Annotated in this window: 22 protein-coding genes and 1 other annotated feature; of the genes, 16 read left to right on the top strand and 6 right to left on the bottom strand. The window is 48.0% G+C overall.

The annotated features are described in order from the left end of the window. Nucleotides 1-15 precede the first annotated feature (15 nt). Together M2277_RS14175 and M2277_RS14170 are read left to right on the top strand one after the other, a co-directional pair. A complete protein-coding gene (locus tag M2277_RS14175; RefSeq protein ID WP_481857773.1) occupies nucleotides 16-858 on the top strand; it encodes a CheR family methyltransferase in 843 nt (280 codons plus the stop codon). A gap of 184 nt (nucleotides 859-1,042) precedes the next feature. Continuing rightward, nucleotides 1,043-1,792, top strand: a complete 750-nt coding sequence (locus M2277_RS14170; RefSeq protein ID WP_348537777.1) for a metallophosphoesterase family protein — start codon at nucleotides 1,043-1,045, stop codon at nucleotides 1,790-1,792. Nucleotides 1,793-2,135: 343 nt separating this feature from the next. Here M2277_RS14170 and M2277_RS14165 read toward each other — a convergent pair whose 3' ends face one another. Continuing rightward, the gene (locus M2277_RS14165; RefSeq protein ID WP_280755003.1) at nucleotides 2,136-2,951 is read right to left on the bottom strand and encodes an alpha/beta fold hydrolase; all 816 of its coding nucleotides are present in this window, start codon (nucleotides 2,949-2,951) and stop codon (nucleotides 2,136-2,138) included. 179 nt (nucleotides 2,952-3,130) lie between these two features. Here M2277_RS14165 and infC point away from each other — a divergent pair, with 179 nt between their 5' ends. Both infC and M2277_RS14155 read left to right on the top strand, forming a co-directional pair. Continuing rightward, nucleotides 3,131-3,619 carry a translation initiation factor IF-3 gene (gene infC / locus M2277_RS14160; protein ID WP_063479336.1) on the top strand — a complete coding sequence of 163 codons (489 nt, stop codon included), beginning with the start codon at nucleotides 3,131-3,133 and terminating at the stop codon, nucleotides 3,617-3,619. Nucleotides 3,620-3,722: 103 nt separating this feature from the next. After that, nucleotides 3,723-3,983, top strand: a binding site (T-box leader). A 75-nt stretch (nucleotides 3,984-4,058) separates the two neighbouring features. Continuing rightward, nucleotides 4,059-5,753 carry a glutamine--tRNA ligase/YqeY domain fusion protein gene (locus M2277_RS14155; protein ID WP_280755002.1) on the top strand — a complete coding sequence of 565 codons (1,695 nt, stop codon included), beginning with the start codon at nucleotides 4,059-4,061 and terminating at the stop codon, nucleotides 5,751-5,753. Nucleotides 5,754-5,863: 110 nt separating this feature from the next. On the opposite strand, the gene M2277_RS14150 is transcribed toward M2277_RS14155, so the two are convergent. After that, nucleotides 5,864-6,727: a pentapeptide repeat-containing protein gene (locus tag M2277_RS14150; protein ID WP_148247499.1), complete on the bottom strand. Its 864-nt coding sequence runs from the start codon at nucleotides 6,725-6,727 to the stop codon at nucleotides 5,864-5,866. 369 nt (nucleotides 6,728-7,096) lie between these two features. Between M2277_RS14150 and M2277_RS14145 the strand changes: the two genes are divergently transcribed. The 11 genes from M2277_RS14145 to M2277_RS14095 all read left to right on the top strand — a co-directional run bounded on the left by M2277_RS14145 (nucleotide 7,097) and on the right by M2277_RS14095 (nucleotide 16,908). Then, complete coding sequence (locus M2277_RS14145; RefSeq protein WP_006209895.1) at nucleotides 7,097-7,522, top strand: DMT family transporter; 426 nt, start codon at nucleotides 7,097-7,099, stop codon at nucleotides 7,520-7,522. Between the two features lie 51 nt (nucleotides 7,523-7,573). Then, nucleotides 7,574-8,275 carry a Crp/Fnr family transcriptional regulator gene (locus M2277_RS14140; RefSeq protein ID WP_006209897.1) on the top strand — a complete coding sequence of 234 codons (702 nt, stop codon included), beginning with the start codon at nucleotides 7,574-7,576 and terminating at the stop codon, nucleotides 8,273-8,275. A 39-nt stretch (nucleotides 8,276-8,314) separates the two neighbouring features. After that, nucleotides 8,315-8,773, top strand: a complete 459-nt coding sequence (locus M2277_RS14135) for a DMT family transporter (RefSeq protein WP_006209898.1) — start codon at nucleotides 8,315-8,317, stop codon at nucleotides 8,771-8,773. Nucleotides 8,774-8,805: 32 nt separating this feature from the next. Continuing rightward, on the top strand, nucleotides 8,806-9,210 hold the full coding sequence (locus M2277_RS14130) for an NUDIX hydrolase (RefSeq protein ID WP_006209899.1): 405 nt from the start codon (nucleotides 8,806-8,808) through the stop codon (nucleotides 9,208-9,210). Between the two features lie 285 nt (nucleotides 9,211-9,495). Beyond that, on the top strand, nucleotides 9,496-10,737 hold the full coding sequence (locus M2277_RS14125; protein WP_148247497.1) for an MDR family MFS transporter: 1,242 nt from the start codon (nucleotides 9,496-9,498) through the stop codon (nucleotides 10,735-10,737). Nucleotides 10,738-10,885: 148 nt separating this feature from the next. Beyond that, nucleotides 10,886-11,338 carry a DoxX family protein gene (locus M2277_RS14120; protein ID WP_280755001.1) on the top strand — a complete coding sequence of 151 codons (453 nt, stop codon included), beginning with the start codon at nucleotides 10,886-10,888 and terminating at the stop codon, nucleotides 11,336-11,338. Nucleotides 11,339-11,364: 26 nt separating this feature from the next. Beyond that, nucleotides 11,365-11,991, top strand: a complete 627-nt coding sequence (locus M2277_RS14115) for a TetR/AcrR family transcriptional regulator (protein WP_006209902.1) — start codon at nucleotides 11,365-11,367, stop codon at nucleotides 11,989-11,991. Further along, complete coding sequence (locus M2277_RS14110; protein WP_006209903.1) at nucleotides 11,988-12,449, top strand: DUF2269 family protein; 462 nt, start codon at nucleotides 11,988-11,990, stop codon at nucleotides 12,447-12,449. The genes M2277_RS14115 and M2277_RS14110 overlap by 4 nt, the downstream gene beginning before the upstream one ends. A 214-nt stretch (nucleotides 12,450-12,663) precedes the next feature. Next, nucleotides 12,664-15,174: a WG repeat-containing protein gene (locus M2277_RS14105; RefSeq protein WP_280755000.1), complete on the top strand. Its 2,511-nt coding sequence runs from the start codon at nucleotides 12,664-12,666 to the stop codon at nucleotides 15,172-15,174. A 196-nt stretch (nucleotides 15,175-15,370) separates the two neighbouring features. Further along, nucleotides 15,371-16,606, top strand: coding sequence for a Bcr/CflA family efflux MFS transporter (locus tag M2277_RS14100; RefSeq protein ID WP_280754999.1), 1,236 nt, complete (start codon nucleotides 15,371-15,373; stop codon nucleotides 16,604-16,606). Further along, a complete protein-coding gene (locus tag M2277_RS14095; RefSeq protein ID WP_280754998.1) occupies nucleotides 16,603-16,908 on the top strand; it encodes a Dabb family protein in 306 nt (101 codons plus the stop codon). Before M2277_RS14100 ends, M2277_RS14095 begins: the two co-directional genes overlap by 4 nt. Before the next feature lie 129 nt (nucleotides 16,909-17,037). Here the strand turns inward: M2277_RS14095 and M2277_RS14090 are convergent, their stop codons facing one another. The 4 genes from M2277_RS14090 to M2277_RS14075 form a co-directional block, all read right to left on the bottom strand. Continuing rightward, nucleotides 17,038-18,078: a Ger(x)C family spore germination protein gene (locus M2277_RS14090; protein WP_280754997.1), complete on the bottom strand. Its 1,041-nt coding sequence runs from the start codon at nucleotides 18,076-18,078 to the stop codon at nucleotides 17,038-17,040. Between the two features lie 44 nt (nucleotides 18,079-18,122). Next, entirely contained in the window at nucleotides 18,123-19,217 is a 1,095-nt protein-coding gene (locus M2277_RS14085) for a GerAB/ArcD/ProY family transporter (protein ID WP_280754996.1), read from the bottom strand. After that, nucleotides 19,210-20,544: a spore germination protein gene (locus M2277_RS14080; protein ID WP_280754995.1), complete on the bottom strand. Its 1,335-nt coding sequence runs from the start codon at nucleotides 20,542-20,544 to the stop codon at nucleotides 19,210-19,212. Before M2277_RS14080 ends, M2277_RS14085 begins: the two co-directional genes overlap by 8 nt. A 443-nt stretch (nucleotides 20,545-20,987) precedes the next feature. After that, entirely contained in the window at nucleotides 20,988-21,353 is a 366-nt protein-coding gene (locus tag M2277_RS14075; protein ID WP_006209915.1) for a hypothetical protein, read from the bottom strand. A gap of 145 nt (nucleotides 21,354-21,498) precedes the next feature. Between M2277_RS14075 and M2277_RS14070 the strand changes: the two genes are divergently transcribed. Then, nucleotides 21,499-22,089 (top strand): DJ-1/PfpI family protein, encoded by a 591-nt coding sequence (locus M2277_RS14070; protein ID WP_280754994.1) that lies wholly within the window; start codon nucleotides 21,499-21,501, stop codon nucleotides 22,087-22,089. Nucleotides 22,090-22,117 lie beyond the last annotated feature (28 nt).

The following is a 22,117-nucleotide window of genomic DNA, read 5'->3' as shown; positions in this document are numbered from 1 at the left end:
AACCAGGATGAGATGATGAATCCATCGGTCAACGATGAATATGCCGAACGCGAGAAGATTGAGGTAGAGCTGCTGCTGCAGGCTATCTATCGGATGTACGGTTATGACTTTCGGAATTATGCGTATGATTACATCCGGCGCAGGATTCGACATGGCATGCAGCGAATGGGTGAGGAATCGATTGCCTCTCTCATTCCCAGAGTGCTTTATCAACCGGACAGTATGCAGCAGCTTGTGAATTACTTCATGGTGAATGTCACGGAGATGTTTCGGGATCCTTCCATGTATTTGACCTTTCGACAAAAGGTGGTACCGTACCTGCGGACATACCCGCATATCCGAATCTGGCATGCGGGGTGCTCTACGGGCGAGGAGGTGCTCTCCATGGCGATTGTTCTCCAAGAGGAAGGCCTGTATGACAAAGCGCGTATCTACGCAACGGATATTGATGACGATGCGCTGGAATCGGCGCAAAAAGGCATCTTTCCCTTGCGTAACATGAAGGCATACACGCAGAATTACATCCGATCCGGCGGAACGCGGGATTTTGCGGATTATTATACAGCGCAGCATGAATCGGTTATCTTTCATTCTTCATTGATGAAAAATATCGTGTTCGCCAGACATAATTTGGTGACGGACCAGTCGTTTAATGAGTTCAATGTCATTCTGTGCCGCAATATGCTCATCTATTTCAATAGAGAGCTGCAGCACAGGGCACATCAGCTTTTTTATGAGAGTCTGGCTAAACTGGGCTTTCTGGTTCTTGGGGATAAGGAATCCATTCTGTTTAATCCCTACACCCACTGTTATGAAGCGATGGATGACAGGGAAAAGCTGTATCGAAAAATAAAGTAGAGATGACTGCAAGCTAAAAGAGGCGTTCCCAGCGGGTCAATAGGACTTGATGGAGCGCCTTTTTTTATGTGAGATCCACGGCAGGCCGTATAGAAGTGTTCTTCGCGAATGATAAGATTATGCTAGAATACCTAATTAGAATGTACAATTTATGGGCATTTGGGGTTAAATCATTTCCTAAGAAGTGGAGGGGATCACGATTCGGGTCTTAGCTATTAGTGACATTCATGGCTGTTATGATGAGTTTAATCAGTTATTGTTAGACGTTTGTTTTGATCCGGATGAAGATCGACTCATCCTGCTTGGTGATTATGTGGACCGGGGACTGCGAAGCAAGGAAGTTGTGGAACAGGTAATGGCACTGCAAGATTGCGGAGTCATCACCCTTCGCGGGAACCATGATCAGATGATGCTGGATGCTATTCTGCTGGATACGGAGGAAGTGAATTCGCGCTGGATTCGCAACGGTGCGCGACATACAATTGAGAGTTACTGCGGCGCTGATTTCTTTGAAGGTGAAATGGAGCGGGACAAGTATAACGAGGGTAAAGCCTATATTAAGAAGCATTATGAACATCATCTCGCATTCCTCAATACACTCCGGCTATATTATGAGACAGACACCCACATCTTTGTGCATGCCGGGATTAATCCGGCTGTGGAGGATTGGAAGCAGCAGGTGCAGGATGATTTCATATGGATTCGCGACAAGTTCTATAATTATCCGACCCGTCTTCCCAAAACCGTTGTATTCGGGCATACGCCGGCCATCAACCTGCATGCATCCGAGAAGGTTTGGTTCAGTGAGGATGGAGACAAGATTGGCATTGATGGGGCATGCGTGTACGGCAAACAGCTGAACTGCCTGGAAATCAGGGAAGGAGAGGTTTACCAAACCTATTCTGTCCCGTTAAAGCAGAACCTCGAGAAATGAAAAAAACACCTTAACTCGACAAAAGGGTGTAATTTCGTCGAGTTAAGGTGTTTGCTAGTAAGACTAATAATCCCTGCTATTTCTTAGCTTATCCACCATTACAGCGGACAAAAACATTTTGAAAAATGCGCTTGTCAAAATTTATGATATCAAATATCACAAACCTACCTAATAAGTAAAAAATCAAGAATAGAGGGAAAAGATGAGTATTCTGCCAAGCAGCTGCATACTCTTATCACCACGCTTACGTAGTTTCAGGGAGAATGTTATCTTGAAAGTCTATCCTACATAAAAAAATTTCAACATTCTTCTCGTTATGCTGCCTGCTATCTGTTTGGATTTTTTATGTTAGCGTGTCTAGGAACTCTTTCACTGCCTGGGTATATCCTTCCAAATCGGTAGAATGGATATCGTGGCCGCATTGTTCAAAAACAACGAGAGAAGTATGAGGCCTCCGAGTTGCCATCAACTTGGCATGGGCTTCGTCCAAGGCGAAGCTTTGTTTGCCGTGAATAAGCAGGATCGGGCAAGTGGAGGCCAACCAATCCTTCCACCAGTCGCCTTTCGTATGCTGTGCAGAAACCGGAACTCCCTGAAGATCTGAACGGAAGCCCCAGCCTCTCTCATCTTCAAATACGCTTTCAGCAAAGTAATCGACATTTCTTAGGCCAATACGCAGAAGAGCCTCTTTAAGGTCGTCTAGTGTATCTGATCGTTCCGGCAGGTTCCCGATAAAGGACATGTCGACGTCAATCTCAGCCCCGATGTCTTCTACGATAACGGCTTTAACGTACTGCGGATACCGGGCGGCAAACTGGTATGCGTTGATACCTCCTAAAGAATGTCCGAGCAATGTTACCTGTTGTCCCTTTAACTCGGATGTAATCAAGGTGTGGATATCCTCCACATAACTCTCTCTTGAATAATTTTTATCCGGGGAATGCTCACTCCAGCCGTGACCGCGTTGGTCAAGCCCGATCACCCGCCAATCCGTAAACTTTGCGGCCAATTTCGTGAAGGTTTCGGCATCATTCATATGCCCATGCAGCATAAGGAGAACATTAAGACTCTCGCCACCATAATCGAGGTAGGAGAGTTTCAAATTGCCTGATTGAAAATACTTGCGTTTGGTTGATTGAATATCCTGAGCGGACTGCATATCATATCCTCCTTAGGGCAATGGAACCTATCCCATTGCTTGTTGTTGTTTGTAGTTCAACTATAACCCATAATAGTGACAACTATTGTCATTATTAAAACAATCCATGCAGATAAGGGAATATGTTATTCTATCAAGAGATGAAATGGGAGAGACACGTATGATGGGAGGACTTGTTTATGTTGATTATGAATGAAAAGATAAAGGCACGAGAGGTTGAACTTACCGGGTTAAACGGCGAGAGTCTGGGCATCGTCACAAGGGAAGAGGCGCTCGCACTGGCCAAGAGCCACAAAGCCGATCTGGTGTGTACCTCTTTGTTTAGCAGCCCGCCACCATGTAAGCTGGTGAGCCGGGGGCAGGCTAAGCAGGTGGCTGCGAAGGAAAAGAAAGGCCATAATGAAACATCCGGTCCAATTAAAGTGAAGGAATTCCGCTTGTCTGTACATATCGAGGAGCACGACTACGATACCAAGCTGTCACAAATGCACAAGCTGCTTGCAGCGGATAAAGCCGTGCAGCCGGTCATCCGCATTCAAGGCAAGGAGGGAGAAGCAGCCCGCAAGCTGCTTGAGCGTCTGGTCCATGATCTGGCCGAGGTCGGCAAGAAGGAGACCGGCATTCAGGTCAGTGGCAAGTTGGCTACCGTTAAATTGCTGCCAATCTGATTCCTGGACCGTTTAACGGAGGGATTTTCATAAGATTTTTTGCGATTTTAAGTGACGCTTACGGTTTACTTTTTTATTTATAGATGATACTATGGATCAAATTATAAACGCCATGAAGAGAAGAGTAGATGAAACAGGATTCCCTACAGAGAGCTCCGGTAAGCTGAAAAGGGGCAGGAAGCCGTTTATTGAACCAAGCCTCTGAGCGGCGCATCGGAACTTATGGATAAGGGATGGTGCGACAGGAACTCCTGTTACAGAGCTAGGGTATAAGCTTGTTTTGTGATAGCCGTACCCGATAAGGCTGATATCGTGATATATCGGTAAACAGGGGTGGCACCGCGAAACCAATCTCGTCCCCAAGACTAATGTCTTGGAGACGGGATTTTTTTATTTTTTCAGGAAGTTATTCGGGATGAATTCGAAGGAGGAGCTCAGCATGATTCATGATAAGAGTTTGGGAGAAGAAACGGTGAATTTTTTGACAAGAATGGTTAAGGAAGATATTGAAAAGGGAGTGTACCACAGACCCGTGGCCACCCGCTTTCCGCCTGAGCCTAACGGCTACCTGCACATTGGCAGCGCTTATGCCATACACATCAACCATTCCATAGCAAGCCAATTTCATGGAACATTCAACCTTCGGTTTGACGATACGAATCCTCTGAAGGAGGATGTGAAATACGTACAAGCGATCCAGGAGGATATCGCGTGGCTCGGGTATACGCCGGAGGTTTATTATGGCTCGGATTATTCCGAGCAAATCGCAGAAGCGGCCAAGAAACTAATCCGCAAGGGGAAGGCCTACGTCTGTGATCTTACGCCCGAGGGAATGACGGAGTACCGGGGAACACTGACGGAAGCAGGCAAGAACAGTCCATTCCGTGAGCGCAGCGTTGAAGAAAATGTATCATTATTTGAGCAAATGAAGGCGGGGGTATTCGCTGTATCAGCGAAAGTACTCCGGGCCAAAATCGACATGGCTTCGCCCAACATGAATTTAAGAGACCCTGTGCTGTATCGTATCCTTCATGCCGAGCATTATCGAACCGGAAGCGCATGGTGCATCTATCCGATGTATGACTTTGCCCATCCGATTCAGGACTCCATTGAAGGAATCACACATTCGCTGTGCTCAGCCGAGTTTAAAGATCATCGACCGCTGTATGAGTGGGTGGTAACCGAGCTTGAAATCAAGGAGCCGCCCAAGCAAAGGGAGTTCGGACGATTGAACATCTCCGGCTTCGTGACAAGCAAGCGGTATCTGAGGGAGCTGGTTGAAGGTGGTTTCGTGGATGGTTGGGACGACCCCAGACTGCCCACGCTTAAAGGGCTCCGGCGGCGGGGAGTGACACCGGAAGGAATTCGGAAATTTCTGGGTGAGCTCGGCGTGTTTCGCAGCAACAGCATGGTGGATTCGGCCATGCTTGACCATTACATCCGTCAAGATTTGAAGGAACGCTGCCACAACGTGATGGCTGTCATCAAACCGCTGAAGGTTATCATTACCAACGTTCCGGAAGATTGGAGCGAGATGCTTATTGTTCCGAATCATGAAGGTGATGCATCGAAAGGGGTCCGGGAGGTTCCTTTTTCACGGGAGCTGTTTATCGAGAGGGAGGATTTCATGGAAGAGCCGACTCCCGGATTTCACCGGTTGTCGCCCGGCAAGGAAGTGCGCTTAAAGGGCGCTTATTTTATCAAATGCGAGCATATCTTGAAGGACGAATCAACAGGGGAAATCCAGGAGATCCACTGTACGTATGATCCCGAAACCAAGAGCGGCAGCGGATTTAATGCAAGAAAGGTGAAATCGACGCTGCATTGGGTCTCGGCCAGGCATGGGATCACAGCGGAACTTCATCTGTATGATAAGCTGCTGAAGGAATCAGCCGAGTTATCCGAATCGGGTAACGTCTGGGAAGACTTGATCAACCCGGAATCGCTCATTAAAGTCGAAGCCGCTGTATTGGAGCCTTTGATGGCGGAAGCGACTGCGCACAACACGTACCAATTCATCCGACACGGCTATTTCTGCGTGGATTCCAAGTATTCAACAGAGCACAAGCTTGTGTTTAACCGCATCGTTTCATTGAAGGATTCGTGGAATAGGCCTGCAAACCATTCAAAGTAGTTGACGGTGAAATGATGGCAATTACGGTCACCAAGATGGGGCAAAATGCTACCGCCGCTCTTCCAAGCGTTCGTGACCCATTTCATATGATATACCGTCCCTCATTAGGCTTAATCCACCCAATGTATCGGATGTGACAGGGAGGGTGGTAGTTTGGTATTGGCGTCGCCCTTCGCTGCATTAAGCTGGGACTGGGTAAGGAAAATGCTGTCCGTCAGGTCAGCTCCCCTTAGATCGGCATCCCTGAGATCCGCACCGATCAGATCAGCGGCTCTCAAATCAGCTCCACTGAGATCCGCGGCGATCAGATATGCGCCTCTTAAGTTCGCGTATCTCAGGTCGGCTCCTTTCAGTTTAGCTCCGATGAGATCGGCTCCACGGCTGCCGATCTTCCGGCGGACAGGATTATCTCTGTATAAACGGCGCGCATTCTCCCGTACGAGTTCACTTGTTTGAAGGAGCAGCCGGTTCACCTCGGACCGGTGTGCTGCGATATCCAGCCGTAACAGGGATTCGGGTGGAAGCAGAGTGAACCGCTTGGTCTCGTCCAGTGCCTCTCTTAAGTTGGAATGTATCTCCTGCGCTGGCTGCAATGTCATGGCTTCGTTCAGGTACCATAACAGCTCATGAAGCTGTCGCATGACCGGGAATACATCGAACATTTCCTGTGCCGTTTCCGGAGCCTGCCTCCAATCACGGCCGTTATAGGTAACCTGCGAAACCATCTGTCCCGCTCCGAAGCAATCAAATACGGTGCAGCCTCGCATGCCGCGCTGCCTCAAGCTGCCGTGAACGCCGCAGCGAAAGTCGGATTGCAGATGGTGACAAGGCGTCCCGCCATCTTTATTCATGGCAAAGTCAACCGAGGCCGCGAAGGGCAGCGCGACGCAGCATAATCCAAAGCAGCTGCTGCAGTCGGATTGCAGATTCATACGGTTGCGTTCATTGTGAGCATGGTCTTGTCTGTCTAACATCACTTACAGGAGCTCCTTCCCGTTCCAATATGTAAAGCGGTTTACATTTATATATTTATAGTAAAACATAATGATGGCCGCACCATATAAGCAAACTTGGTTATAACTGTTTTATACCATGCAAGACGATTAATATGAGGGGGCGTAAATGGGGCGTGCTATACGAATAAAACTTAAGCTGTCAAGAAACGCGGGCAGCTTATTTGTATGTTAAATGCAAAGTTGACGGATAGTATATAATGGAATTCGTGATTTCTTATAAGGAGAGCATGCAGGTTTTAAACCATTTCAGGACATATGTCCTTTCCTGAGTTCAGCCATTTCACTTTTAATAGTATACAGACCTATATATATGAAGGAGTTTGAACCATGAGGGGAATTATATTTGCATTCATTGGCGGAGCTTGCATTACACTTCAAGGCGTAGCGAATGCCCGGATCAGTCAGGATATGGGCACCTGGCAAGCCGCAACGGTAACGCAGCTGACCGGATTCATGATGGCTTTGGTTATTCTACTGTTCGTCCGGGACGGAAGCAAGCAAGGATTTGGACAGGTCAAGCCGCTTTATCTGATTGGAGGAGCCTTGGGAGCGCCCATTATATTCAGTGAAGTTACGGCCATTCAGAATATCGGTGTTACGTTAACGATATCTGCATTGTTAATAGCGCAGCTATTTTTGACTTTCCTGATCGATAGCAACGGCTGGTTCGGAGTGGTGAAGAAGAGGATGAGTTTGCCACAATTCATTGGCATCGGGATGATGATCGCTGGAGTGGTCATTATAAAATTATGATGAGGCACGGCTGGTGCCGAAGATTGGAAGGCTGGAGAGGGAGATAGAAACGTGAAGGAAATTCATAATGCAGAGCTTCTGCGAAACTTTCTGCTGAACCATGAGATGGAGTCCGTGTTTCATGAGGAGTTAATGCCTTATTTGGTGTTGTATCGCTTCGATCAGGGGGATATCATCTGCACGCAAGGAGAACCTGCCGAAATGCTGTACATCCTTGTCCAGGGGAAAATCAAAATATACACAACCTCTGCGGAAGGCAAAGCCCTCGTTCTTTCCTTCAAAACACCTCTTGAGGTGATTGGAGATATTGAATATATCCAAGGGAATCCGATGATTAATACGGTTCAAGCCGTCTCGCCCGTGTACATGATTGGCGTGCATTATCGCTGGTTACGAAAATACGGACAGGAGCATTCGCCGCTGCTGCAATTTTTATTGCGCATCATTACACGAAAATTTTATATTAAATCCAATTTCCTAAGCTTTAATTTGCTGCATCCGGTAGAGGTGCGGTTGGCCAGTTATTTGCTGTCGGTCTCGGTAGAGGATTCGGACACGCTCAAGACAGATGATCCAACCGCATTCAACCTCACTGATATCGCGAATTTACTCGGAACCAGTTACCGGCACTTAAACCGCGTGATTTTGAAATTTAGCCAAGAGGGTCTGATTGAACGCCGCAAGGGATTCATTCTGATTAAGAATCGAGAAGCTTTGACAATTGTAGCCGGCAGCAATATTTATGAAGAGTAACACGCAACAATATGAATCATTCAGCAAGGGAGATCGAGCATGATAGCAGGATTAATATTAGCACTTATCGCAGGTTCACTGGTCAGTCTGCAAAATATCTTCAATAATAGAGTCAATGAAAAAACAGGATCATGGTCCACAACCACCTTGGTGTTAGGCATGGGCTTTGTGGCTTCATTAAGCATGAGTCTTATCGTGGAGGGTAAGGGTACGTTTAATATTCAAAATATGGAGCCTTGGTACTGGATCAGCGGATTGATCGGTGTCGGTGTGGTGATCTGTCTCGTGCAGGCGACAAGGCTGCTGGGAGCAACGTTCGCTATTTCGATCGTCATGACCTCACAGCTCGGCTTTGCTTTGTTATGGGACTCCCTCGGCTGGTTAGGCCTGGAGAAGGTTCCCTTTACGATGAACCAACTGATCGGTGTTGTCGTTATTGTCGGAGGCATCCTGGTTTTTAAACTGGGCGGGAAACATGAGCAGCAAGAGGCGGCATAAACCTGTGTTTTAAATGATGAGGAGGAATCCATATGAATACGGAGATTGATAAAATCGCCTGGCTTCATATCGTAGATGGAAGGATATTAACTGCTCGTTCCAAAGGCAAGGACACCTATTATCTGCCTGGAGGGAAACGCGAACCGGGAGAATCCGATATCGATACGCTGGTGAGAGAAATCGAGGAGGAGCTGTCTGTTCGAATCAACAGAAAGACGGCAGCGCACGTCGACAGTTTTCATGCGGCCGCTCACGGTAAATTAGAGGGCGTTCAAGTAACGATGACCTGTTACACCGCGGACTATGAAGGAGAGCTGAACCCAGCTTCGGAGATTGAAGCCTTAGCTTGGTTCACTTATAAGGACAGGGAACGTGTATCCGCCGTTTGTCAGATGATTTTTGATTATTTGCATAACGAGAAGATGCTGGCTGATTAAGCCTTCAGGCAAGCTGGAACAGCATGATAATGGCATATATGAATGCACTAAAAAAGACGCTCCGACCGGAGCGTCTTATTATATGCGGAACAAATGTTCGTTTTATGGGGCATCGAAATTAAATACTTGTATATTCGGCTTTGATATTATTAGTATAACTCAGCCCTCATTATAAGTCTATATTTTGGCAGGGAAATGCTCTATAGTTTGTAATACCCGGCCGGGAGACGTGTTTAGCGCGGAAGCTTTTTACCATGCGCTGTTTGGATAGAAAGAGGGAGTCTTGTGCACATACGATTATGGGATAACAATTTAAAGGTCCGGTTGTTGGGCGAAGGGCTGTTCAATATGTTGTATTGGATGTACTTTCCCTTCATAACGGTTTATTTTGGTCAGTCTCTGGGCAATCATATCGCGGGTGTTCTAATGACGGTCCCCCCGATATTCAGCATTATCGGCAACCTGCTTGGGGGTGCCTTGGCGGATCGGTTAGGCCGACGGCCCATCATGCTGCTTGGCGCTTCGTTACAAACGCTCATGTTTGCGCTGTTTGCGCTATCGCCTTCACATTGGATGGATTATGCGGCTTTTATAGCGATTGGATTCGGCGGAGCTATCTATAGACCGGCCAGCACGGCGATGGTGGCGGATCTGGTTCCGGCACAAGAACGGCGACAAGTATTCGCCATGTTTACGACAGCCAACAATGTGGGCGCTGTACTGGGTCCGGCACTCGGGGCTGTTTTTTTCTTCCAATATCGGCAAGAGCTCTTGTGGTCCTGTTCCATCGTTCTGCTGGCATACTTCATCGCCATATATTTCATCGTTCATGAAACATTGCCAGCGTCAGCGAGAATCACGGAACGTTCAGCCTCGATTAAACATACATTCAAGGAACAATGGAGAGGCTATGGCATCATATTCAGGGATAAGGTGTTTCTGCTGTATATTTTGGCGGGGATCTTTGCGCTTGTGACGATCATGCAATTGGATATGTATCTAGCGGTGTATGTCATCCATTATGTACCTTCCCAAGCACTGATCCATTGGAACGGAAATTCGCTTATGCTGTCGAGCACAGAAATATTAGGCTGGCTGCTGGGGTATAGCGGACTATTGTTTGTCCTGTTTCTGATCCCGATCACAAAATGGTTCCATCATTGGAAGGAGCGCAACGTATTTGTCCTGTCTTCACTGTTGTCCGGAATCGGTACGTTTGCCCTTGGTTTACACACGAATATTTGGTTCCTGTTCTTTGTAACGACGGTGTTCACGTTTGGCGAAATGGTTCGTTCTCCGGTGACACAGAGCTTTATCAGCCGTTATGCTCCCGAGCATGCAAGAGGTCAGTATATGGGGGCGGACAGTTTGCAGTATACGATCGGCAGGTTTTTTGCACCGGTGACGGTATTCCTGTCCGCTTGGCTGCCGCCTATGGGAATCTTCACCATCATTCTGGCAGCAGCACTGATCAGTGCGGTGCTGTATATCCTGCTGTTCAGAATTTATGAAGAGGGCAGGGCGTAGGAAGAGAATAGTGTTTGCAAAAGGGAGCCAGCCCGGTTGTATCACAGCCGTGAGCTTGCTCCCTTAAACATACAAATAATTATATTTACAAACCGATGGTCGGTATATATAATAAAAATACAGAATATTCAAATTGGAGGTGAAGGAGATGGCACCATTAGCAGCCATGCTGGTTTCGCTTATATTGTTTCGGACGCTGGGCTGGGCAGGGTGGGATTACATGAATGATTGGGTTATTTCCCTGCGGTTTGCGGTTGCAATTATGTTTCTGGTAGCCGCATCGGCGCATTGGGGCAGACTTCGAGGTGATCTGATTGCCATGATGCCGCCAAGAATACCGATTGCCCAGATCCTGATCAGTCTTACAGGTATTCTTGAGATTGCGGGTGCGATTTTGCTCCTCATCCCGGCAACTGCGATGGCTGCCTCTACAGGGCTGGCACTGATGCTCCTGGCTATGTTTCCCGCCAACATATATGCGGCCCATAAGAAGCTGACACTTGGGGGCAAACCGGTCACCCCGATCGGGGCAAGAGTGATTATGCAAATGCTGTTCCTTGCTGCGGTTCTTGCAGCAGGATGGCTTCCGCCCCAGGGGTAACCAACCGAGAAGAAGGAGGATCCCAGATGAAGCAGGAAGAACGGCGCGAGCAGACCAAGCGGATATTGCTTGAATCCACGGAAGAACTGATAAGGGAGAAAGGCTGCAGCCAAACGACGCTTAATGACATAATGAAACGGTCCGGCATGTCCAAAGGAGCCATTTTTCATTATGTATCCAGTAAAGACGAACTGTTTGTCCATGTATTGAAAGCCAGGCTTGCGGAACAGAACGAGCATTTCATGAGCGAAGTGAACAAGCAAGGGGACATCAAGGAATTTGATGGTCCGATGAATACCATCATAAACAGCATGTCGAGCCTGGAAAGCCGGGATGACGTAAGCAACCTCATCTTGATGTACCTTATCGGCAAAAGCGATCAGCCCGAGATCGCTGACATCGTTGCGGGCTTCTATAAGGAAGCCACGGCCACCTCCAAGCAGTGGATTGTAACAGGCCAGGAGGCAGGTGTTATCACCGATACAATTGATGCTGAACGGACAGCCGAGCTGTTCGAGCTGTTATCCTTCGGGCTGCGGATGCGGGGACTGATCGGAGTGAAGGGAAATGTATTCAGTACCAAGGAATATTCGGATTTTATAACCGACATTCTGCGGCCCGGGAACAAAGAGGGAGGCAGGGAAGGCCTATGACATTGTGGTTATTTCTTCACATCGCCGGATGCGTGCTGTTCCTGGGCAATATTATCACGGCAGCTTTCTGGAAAGTGAGGGCAGACCTGAAGGGGGATCCAACGGAAATCCATCATACGGTCAAAAATGTTATGCTAGCCGATTATGTGTTTACCTTGCCAGGCTTGCTGCTGCTGATTATTTCTGGAGTCGTTATGTCTGTACAGGCGGGATATGGAATGGGTGGAATGAGCTGGCTGGCGGTCTCTTTGATCCTGTTCGGCATCACAGGCATATTGTGGGCAGGGATTTTGATACCACTGCAAAAAGGAATGATTCGCCTTAGTCTGGAATCGATAGGCGGCGGAGTTATTTCCGATAGATACAAGAGAGTGTCGATGTATTGGGCGGTAGGCGGGACGGCAGCAACACTACTGCCGGTAATCATCTTGTACTTGATGATCAGCAAGCCTTTTTGAATCAAGAAGGACGGTCGCCTTGGTGACGGTCCTTCTTTTTAGTTGAGGATTAAATGGCAATCAGCTGCACTTGATTGACCGAGCGCCGACAGATGTTCCGGACCGCATCACGTAGTGGCGTCAGTTCCTCTTGCGGCTTCTCAAGCCAGCGAATATTTGGTAATAGACGGCATACGATTAGGCGAGAAAGCTTGCGAAGAGGGAGGATGCTGATATGTCCGCTTACAATGAGCAGCAGTTGGTGCAGGCGGTTAAGGCCAAATTGCCTAACGGCGCAGAACTGGTAGGGAAGGATGCATCGGGTGCGCATGAAGCCGTTTATGCAGCTGACATTACGGGAGATCGGGTGCCTGAAATTGCGGGAGTATATCGATTAAACGGTGAACTTTATGTAATGGTCCTCATGCACCATCAGGGAGGCTGGGAAGTCGTTGCCAATGTGAAGGGACAGGGATATGGCGTCACTTTAATGACGGCCGCACCGGTGCTGGGTCATAACGTAAACCAGTTGATCATAGGCTGGCAGATTGGCGCCATCTGGTCTAAGCTGTCGATATATGCCTGGACACCGGAGGGGCTGAAGGATGCAGCACCCGCGGATATGACCTACAGCCATATCGATATCGTTGATTTGCCAAGTTCGATCGGGACGGATGGTCAGGCTGAAATCGCGCTGTGGATTCATGATACAGGCGAAGCTTACCGGGTTGAGGTCGTTAGATGGAATCATGGGGCGTTTGAAGCTGCACCGGACGCTTATCCGTATTATTTTCCCGCCGTAGTGGGTTACTACGAGAGGCTGACCCAGGAACACCCGGATTATTCATTCTATTGGTATTATCTGGCGGATGCGCAGTATCGTGCGGGAATGCCGGAAGCTGGGCTGAAGTCCGTCCGTAAGGCACTCTCTTTTGCAGAGCCATACCCTGAGCGCCATACGCTGCTTGAGCTTGAGCGCCGGATTCAGGAGATGCTGGCTGGAAGAGGAGAGGCACAGCTGGGTTCCCGGTTATACCTGGCATCTGTGAAGACAACGAGTGGAACCCGATGGGGATACATTAACCATAGCGGCGAGATGGTGATTCATCCGGTATATGATGATGCACAGGATTTTCAGGATAACGGTCTTGCAATCGTAAGTGCACACGGCAGCTATGGTGTCATTGATAGAAGCGCCCATTATGTTGTGCAGCCCCAATATCAGTCCATCAGTCCTTTCTCGGAGCATCGCGCGACGGTCATGGATGGTCAAGGCTTTAAGATGATTAACGAACAAGGGGTAATTCTGACAAGTCGGGCGTATCCATACATTGCAGAACTGCGTGAAGGAAGGGCCGTGTTCTATGTTACCGATCATAGCAGCGGTGATGGGGATAACAGCCGTTACGGCTACCTTGATGCCGATGGTCATGAGGTGATTCCTGCTCGGTACGCGGACGCGAATGATTTTGTTGATGGTAAAGCTGTTGTGAAGTTAAAAGATGATAATTATGCGCTCATTGATCTTCATGGACGGAAACTGGCCACGTATCACTTTGCCTATGTCGGACCGCTTGGCGAGGGCTTGCTTGCCTTTCAGAAGGAGAGCACGGGCAAATATGGCTACATCGATGAGCAGGGGGAAATCGTCATTCCGCCGACCTATACATCGGCATTTCCGTTTCACGATGGCAGAGCTATTGTAAATACAGCTGAAGATTACAAGTCGAAGTATGGCGTCATCAATAGACAGGGGACCTGGGTGATCCATCCGGAATACAATGATATTCGGGATTTAACGGAAGAACGGTTTGCGCTCGGGCGCGCGATTGATCCTGAACAGCCTTTCATCGGCTCGATATATGCGATTGCAGATTGGGACGGGAAGCAGCTATCTGACTTTACGTATCGCGATATCTCCGACTACAAGCACGGTTTGGCCTCCGTGTATGATGCGAAGCAAACGTATTTGATTGACCGTACCGGCAAACCTGCGCCGGGTTTTCCCCGAGTGAACGGCAGCGGTACGCTTACGCTGGAACCCGGAGGGTTGATTAAGGCATTGGTCGATCTGCGTCTATCCTATCTGGACCGGTCGGGACGTATCGTCTGGGCGCAGAATACCGTTATTCCGCTGCAGCGGCCTTATCAGGTAACAGAAGAGAAGTATAAGCCGAATCCGGATTATCTGGTCTATTATCCGCAGGTCACAGGAATGAGAGACCAAGGGACTCAGCAAGCCGTGAATACCAAGCTGAAGGATATGTCTGGGGTGAAGCCGATTCCTGCCGATAAGAAGCTGGATTATTCCTATTCCGGTGATTTCGATGTGATTTTCTTTAAGCAGAAGCTGCTTGAAATGGAGCTGAACGGATATCATTATCCTTTTGGAGCCGCCCATGGCATGCCAACCAAAGTGTATGCCGTGATCAACTTGGAGAATGGCAGCATGTACAGCTTGAAGGATTTGTTTAAACCGGGCAGTGATTATCTCGCAGAGCTCAGCCGAATCGTTGGCAAGCAGATTAAGGAAGATCCCCAATATTCGTATGTATTCCCCGGCAGTTATACGGGAATCGCCGCAGACCAGCCCTTCTATGTGACAGAGAATGCCCTTTATCTGGTGTTTGCACCGTATGAGATCGGCCCCTATGCCGCAGGTTTTCCCACTTTCACGATTCCTTTTGTTCAGATTAAAGACATCCTCAATACGGAAGGCGAGTTCTGGAAGGCGTTTCATTCCTGATGCTGAGCACGGAGAAGGTGAACCGGATCTTGTATAAAAGCGTCGAAGAGCTCGGTTTGATCAGAACCGGGCTCTTTAGCTTGTGCAAATGCAAATATGTTATCATACTGCCTTGCAATGGCACTATTCTATTTGGGACAAAGCTGTTACATTATATGAATACAAAACAATAGTAGAGTAGAGGTGTTTGACACGCATGCTTCATAACCCAACAGGAAAAGAACGCCTCGGATTAGCCTTGCTTCTCAGCTTGCTTGGTATATTAGGACCGTTCAATATCGACATGTATTTGCCCAGCTTTCCCGAGATTGCCCATGATTTTGGGGCGCGGGCTTCGCTTGTCCAGCTGAGTTTGACCTCCTGTCTCATCGGACTCGCGGTTGGTCAGATCATTGTTGGACCGATCAGTGACGCTCACGGAAGAAGAAAGCCGTTATTAGTCTCGCTAGCCTTATTTGCGATATCCTCCTTGTTCTGTGCACTGGCACCGAATATTACGGCACTGGTTGTTGCCAGATTCCTGCAGGGATTCACGGCGGCGGCCGGGCTTGTGATTTCACGTGCTGTTGTGCGCGATGTGTTCAGCGGGCGTGAGCTTACTAAATTCTTTGCGCTGCTGTCGGTCATTAACGCGGTTGCCCCGATGGTTGCCCCGATGTCAGGCGGAGCCATCCTGCTGCTGCCGTTTGCAAGCTGGCACACGATCTTTTATTTCTTGAGCATATTCGGTGTCTTCATTGTACTGATCGTTGCCTTTCGTCTGAAGGAAACCTTGCCGCAGGAGAGAAGAACGCCAAGCTCGCTGGGCCATTCCGTCCGTACGATGGGAAGTTTGTTCAAGGATCGTTCCTTTATCGGGTACGCCCTGACGGTGGGTTTCATTCACGGAGGCAGCTTTGCTTACGTTTCGGGAACGCCGTTTGTGTATCAGGGAATTTACGGTGCTTCACCGCAAATGTTTAGCGTACTGTTCGGGATTAACGGGATCGCTATTATTACGGGGAGTTTCATTATTGGACGGTTTGGCGGCATCGTTCATGAACGAAGCTTGCTCCGGGTCGGAGTCATCATGGCGGTGAGCGCAACGTTCCTGTTATTGGTGATGACGATGTTGAAAGGGCCTCTGGCCATCGTTGTTATATTGATATTCATCTACATGATCACCATTGGAATGGTAGCAACAAGCACATTTACGCTGGCCATGGAGAAGCAAGGACACCGCGCAGGAAGTGCAAGTGCTGTCATAGGTTTGCTTCCACTCCTGCTGGGATCCATCGTATCACCGCTTGTCGGTATGGATGAGTCTACAGCCGTGCCGATGGGAGCCATCCTGTTCATCACGTCCGTACTCGGCTCGTTGGCTTTTTTCAAATGGACCAGGAAACATGAAACCGAATCAAAAGACGACATGAGAGGAGCGGGATTGACATGACATCAAACCGAATGGTTCACTCCGTTATTTTTTCATTGAAGCATGAGAAGGGCTCTGCAGAGGAGCTGCGTTTTCTGGAGGATGGGCGATCTGCCCTTAGTACGATTGAAGTGGTTCAGGAGTTCAAGGTGTTCAAGCAGATCAGCCACAAGAATACATACGATTTCGGATTCTCCATGGTATTTGATAGCGAAGCTGATTATGAAGCATACCATGTGCATCCGCAGCATGTTGCCTTTGTAAAGGGTCGCTGGGAGAAGGAAGTCGTACAGTTTTTGGAGATCGACTACAGCGAGGTTTGATATTCGCATCTCGGTGGGTACCGCCGAGGAGAATCAAAATACGGCTTGAGGCATTGGATGGAATTTCACTGCTTATGAAATAAGAGGAAAGTAAAAAAAGGACCGCAAAGGGTCCTTTTTTTATATCTATCATAAATTTTTGAGATTGCCCCGGTTCTCGATTTTGGTCGTGACCTTAAGCTCGAAGTCCAGCTCCGGGTAATATTCGGATCGCCATCTGGACAATTGCTCACGGGTCAGATCGTTTCTGAAAAATTGGCCTAATGCTAATATATCCGCTTCGTCCTGCTGGGTTTGCTTAAATAAGTGCTCTAATCGAGAGGTGAGCAGTTGCTCCAATTTATCTTTAATCTCTTGTTCCGTGGGATGGCCCTTTGAATCCAGAATGGTGACATTCAGCTTCAGATTACTCCTCAAAAAAGCCTGGTCATTCTTCATCCAGCTCTTATGGGTAAGCTTGTTGCTGATAATCTGTACTGTCGCACTGTCCATAACTTCGAGCTTGCCATAGGCGCTTTTTCCATAAAAAGTGTTAGCGACCAGCGTTTCCTCCGGACTGATCTGTCCCGTCATCTTCCCATTCTTGATAATGGCCGAGCCAATGCATTCAATATTCGTTGTCTTTCCTGATCGAATAAGCGGAACGATGACATCATGCGTATAGGAATTAATGCTTCGAAACATTTCCCATACCCGTGTATCGGCTAATTGGGGATTCCATCCGGCGTTTTTTTCGAAAAAATCATAAATGATATTCCCGCTGTTCAGAGTCTTTGCCTTTATCTCGGAGAAGAATTGCTCCAACGGCTGGACACTGATTGCAAACAGCGTTTTGGATGAAATATCACGGGAACGATTAAAGGCCGACACAACGTCCTGCATTCCGCTTTGCGCAAAGTTCTTATCCACAATAACAATTTTCAGATGAAGCAAATCAACTTGAGATTCCATATTCATGCTCATATGATCGATGATCTCGTTAATGGTGTCTCCGGTATCCGATACAATCGTAATGTTGTTGGAATCATCCGCTGACGGGATATCCAAGAAGATTTTGTACTGATTATGCTCGGTCAGGGATATCCCCATGATGACAGGGAGGGCTCGATGGTTAATATCTTTGTTGTCCCAGCAGCCGCTTAATAAAGGGAGAAGGATTATCGAAACCATCAGAAGTTTCATCCTCCAACGAAAAGGGGTTCGTATGATCATCATCAAGATACCTCCGCTTTACGATTGGCTTTGTTCTTGAGCCGCCATCCCATAATGAAAGTGAGCACGGGGATGACAATGAAAATGTATAACCTGAGCGGGATGATCCCGATCTGCAGCTGTTTCAGGAAGTCCCAGTCCGGAATGGCCAATGAGATAACAAATAGGAGAATCGTCAACCCGATTAGCCCGTAAGGATCGGGGATAAAGGGCAGTGCTTTTTTCGTTAAGGTCATTAAAGTCCATAGGGTGACTGCCATGTATAGCAGAGCAAAAGCCATCAAACTGAGCAGGAAGAATATGGTGATCCGGTCAAACATCAGCCAGGTCACGTTCACCGTATCGATTGTCATCAGCATGGGGAATTCATACAGCTCAGCGGTCGATTGGCCAAAGGTCAGCAGGGGAAGATATACCGACAGCAGGTACATTGGGAGCAGCAGCAGTCCGCCGATGGCCATCTTTTTCATGTTGATAGGAATAGAGACGGGGAGTAGTCCCAGAAAAAAGAATCCCCCCGCATACACAAACAGACTGACTTGAAATTCTACATCCGTTATGAAGGTAAACGTTTGTTTATGGCCGACGAACGGCAAAGCGTAATACCAATCGACATTCTGAAAGGATAGATACAGGACAAACAGGAGTGGACCCGAGAACAAGATAGCAAGTAATAAGCCTGTTCTGGCCATACTGCCAATTCCCTGCCAAGCCATTACAAAGGCGACAAGGAACAGGAGCAGCAGGATGGCCCACAGGGGTGTGTTGGATAAGAAAATCAGCGTGAGCATTTCAGAGTAGGCACGAATAGTTACGATAAACGCAACGACCAGGTACAGGAAGGCAGGCAGCAGGACAATCCATGGAACAACCCTGCCTGCACTTCGGAATATATCAATGACCGTTTGATTTTTGGCAAATCGCAAGCCCATGATATATAAGAAAACAACGGTCATCTGTACAGCGTAGCTGAATACAATGCCTATCCAGTGCCCGGTTTGCATAGCAGAAAAAAACCTCGAGGGATATAGAAAAAAGATAAGCCCCATATGACAGACCACGTACATCACGGCTGATTGAAGTCCGCCTTTAGCCATTGGGTTCATCCTTCTGGGTCAATGAGGGCATGGACAAGTAAGGAACACCCATGCTGCTCTGGTTGCCCATGTAGGCGCAGATAAGCACAATCCCCGCGAGCAGACCCAATACCCCGTAAATAGCAGATAAAATAATGAGCAGATACTTGAAGACCCTGATCGGCACAGAGTTCTGAAATCCGACTACCGTCGAAGAGGCAATGGTGGTGCCCGCCAGCACGATGATTAACAGATTGCTGACGAGTTTCGCCGCAACTGCGGCTTGCCCGAGGATAATGCCTCCGACCATCGTAACGGTCGGTCCTATGCTCTTGGGCAGGCGAATGCTGGCTTCCAGTATGAGCTCCAGCACAACCAGAAGCAGTAAAGTTTCCACCATGGCGGGATACGGGACGTCTTGACGGCTGTGGGCAATGGAAAGCGCCAATTGCAGCCTCAATACTTCTGGGTTTACGGACACCAGGGCAACATAGAGACCCGGAATGATGGTGGCAATCAGCGCACCCAGAATGCGAAGTAAGCGGATAAGATACATGAAGGGCAGCGGGAAATTGTGATCATCCTTCATGCAGAACATATCCCAGATCAGACTTGGGATGATGACCGCAAACGGCAGTCGATCAATCATTAACACGACTTTCCCTTGCTGCAGGGAATGTGCCGCATTCTGCGGGAGCTCGGTTGCGTTAAACCGGGCTACCAGCGTCCAGGGGTTTGATCCCAGAATTTTCTCAAGCTGCTGCAGATGCTGGATATCCTTATCCAAACCGGCTTCAATTTTCTTCCGGAGGTTGTCGATAAGCGCGGGCTTAACCCGATCCTCAACGTAGATTAACAAAACGGCTTTGGGATTGCTCTTTCCGACCTTGTAAGTTTCTACTTTCAAGTTGGCGCTTGTGCAGTGTTTCCGAAGGATGCCGATATTGGTGTTGAGATCTTCAAGAAAAGAGCTGCTGGACCCATACAGGGTGTTCTCCGTTTCAGCCGGTCCGATCGATCGGGTAACAACTTTGGATATAGGAAGGACAGCGCAGCATGTTCCTGACAGAGGTTCCAGCACAATCAAGTTGCCCTTTATGATGTCAGGCACAATTGCACCCAGATCGGGGTCCACAAGCTGTCCAATAATCTTGAGCAATGAATCCGGTGACAGCGAGTCATCGACCATGTTTGTTGTCTGCGTCTGGAGCATAGCAATGCTCTGAGGAAGATCGACCAAAGAATCCAAGCCGATCACCTGAACTCGATATTGCAGCAATTGAATTTCTACATTGAAATAATCGGCATTTGCCCTGAAATAATCAGCCAAACGCTGTTTGAGATCCATACACTCACTCCCTAGTCCATGCAATACATGATTTAGTTATCATTTCCATTCTATGTTTTAATTTATGCATGAAAGGAGAATGGGGAGGAGAAGCAACAGTCAAGTACAAGGATTCAACGTCCGGTATTGTTAACACCGATGAGCGATTGTATCTGCTGAAGGACTCGAGACAACACGGGTATCTGCGGCGGCCTTTATCCTGTGTCTCATTCCCTTATGGTTCGAAAATCCGGCAGCTTCCCTTGCTGCAATTGGAATGCAAGAATGGCTTGCGCTCGTATGGTACGTTCCGATCGTAACGGCGCTGGCATTCATTTGGTGGTACGCGGGTATTAAACGATGTCAAGTTGCGACGGCGGCTGCTTTTTCCGGCATGATGCCCTTTACCGCCATAAAAAAAAGGAAACAGCACAGGAGCTGCTTCCTTTTGTAGGAGGAATGCTTTATTGTCGCTTGAGATTAAGGTGCCAGCTGTCAGAACGACTGAGCGAACGCTTGTTACGGGACGTATTGACGGCACTTACCAGTAAGAAGATCAAAACGGATGACCCCGTATTATTATTGAACAATACTTTGTTCGGGTGCAAATCACCAGCGCCACCTCTGGCAATATATACGCCGGGGGATGGCTGTGCCTCAATTTTGATTGCAAAAGCATCATTGTTAAACAAAAAGTTAATATCTTTGAGAACCAGTTTTCTGCCGTTTCTCACGTTGATTACAATTTGCTGCAACAAAATGGTCTTTCCAGCACCTACATCAATAGGATTCTTCCCACCTACAATCCCATTCAACTGTAACGGAGTCATATGCTCACCTCTTTTAATTAAGTCTTACATTCTATTCATCAAAGAGAGAAAAGGATATAGACAGATAGAATAGTTTCAGGAGGTATATTTCCATGAGAGGTTATGGGGACTATAATTATTAGTAAACATAAAGGCAGGGATGACGATGAAAAGAGTGCTGTTGCTGCTGGCCGATGGATTCGAGGCAGTGGAAGCAAGCGTCTTTACCGACGTATTAGGATGGAACATGCTTGAGGGAGACGGCACCACGCAGGTGGTAACGACCGGATTGCACGACCGATTAAAGTGTACCTGGAACTTCACCGTGATTCCTGAAGTGACACTGGATTCAGTCCGGGTTGATGACTATGATGCGCTTGCGATTCCAGGCGGATTTGAGGAAGCCGGGTTTTACAAGGATGCATACGATCCCAGGTTCTCCTCCGTCATTCAGGCATTCCATGCACAAGACAAGTGGATCGCCGCCATATGTGTTGCAGCCCTGACGCTTGGCAAGGCCGGGCTGCTGGAGGGGCGCAGGGCAACAACCTACGATCATCCAACGAGCATCAGAAAGAAACAGCTGCGCGAGTTTGGCGCCATCGTGGTGGACGAACAAGTCGTTGTCGATGGGAATCTGATCACTTCATGTAACCCGGCAACAGCCTTTGAAGTGGCCTTCACTTTGCTGGAAAAGCTGACAACGCGAGAAAATACGTTACATGTGAAAGATTTGATGGGTTTTGCGGAAAAGTAACGGACTAACACGCATATTAAGCAATGAG

This window comes from Paenibacillus sp. LBL (assembly GCF_029893715.1).
Lineage (GTDB): Bacteria > Bacillota > Bacilli > Paenibacillales > Paenibacillaceae > Paenibacillus_AQ > Paenibacillus_AQ glucanolyticus.
Note: the sequence above shows the minus strand (reverse complement) of the source record. Positions and strands in the feature narration are given on the sequence as shown.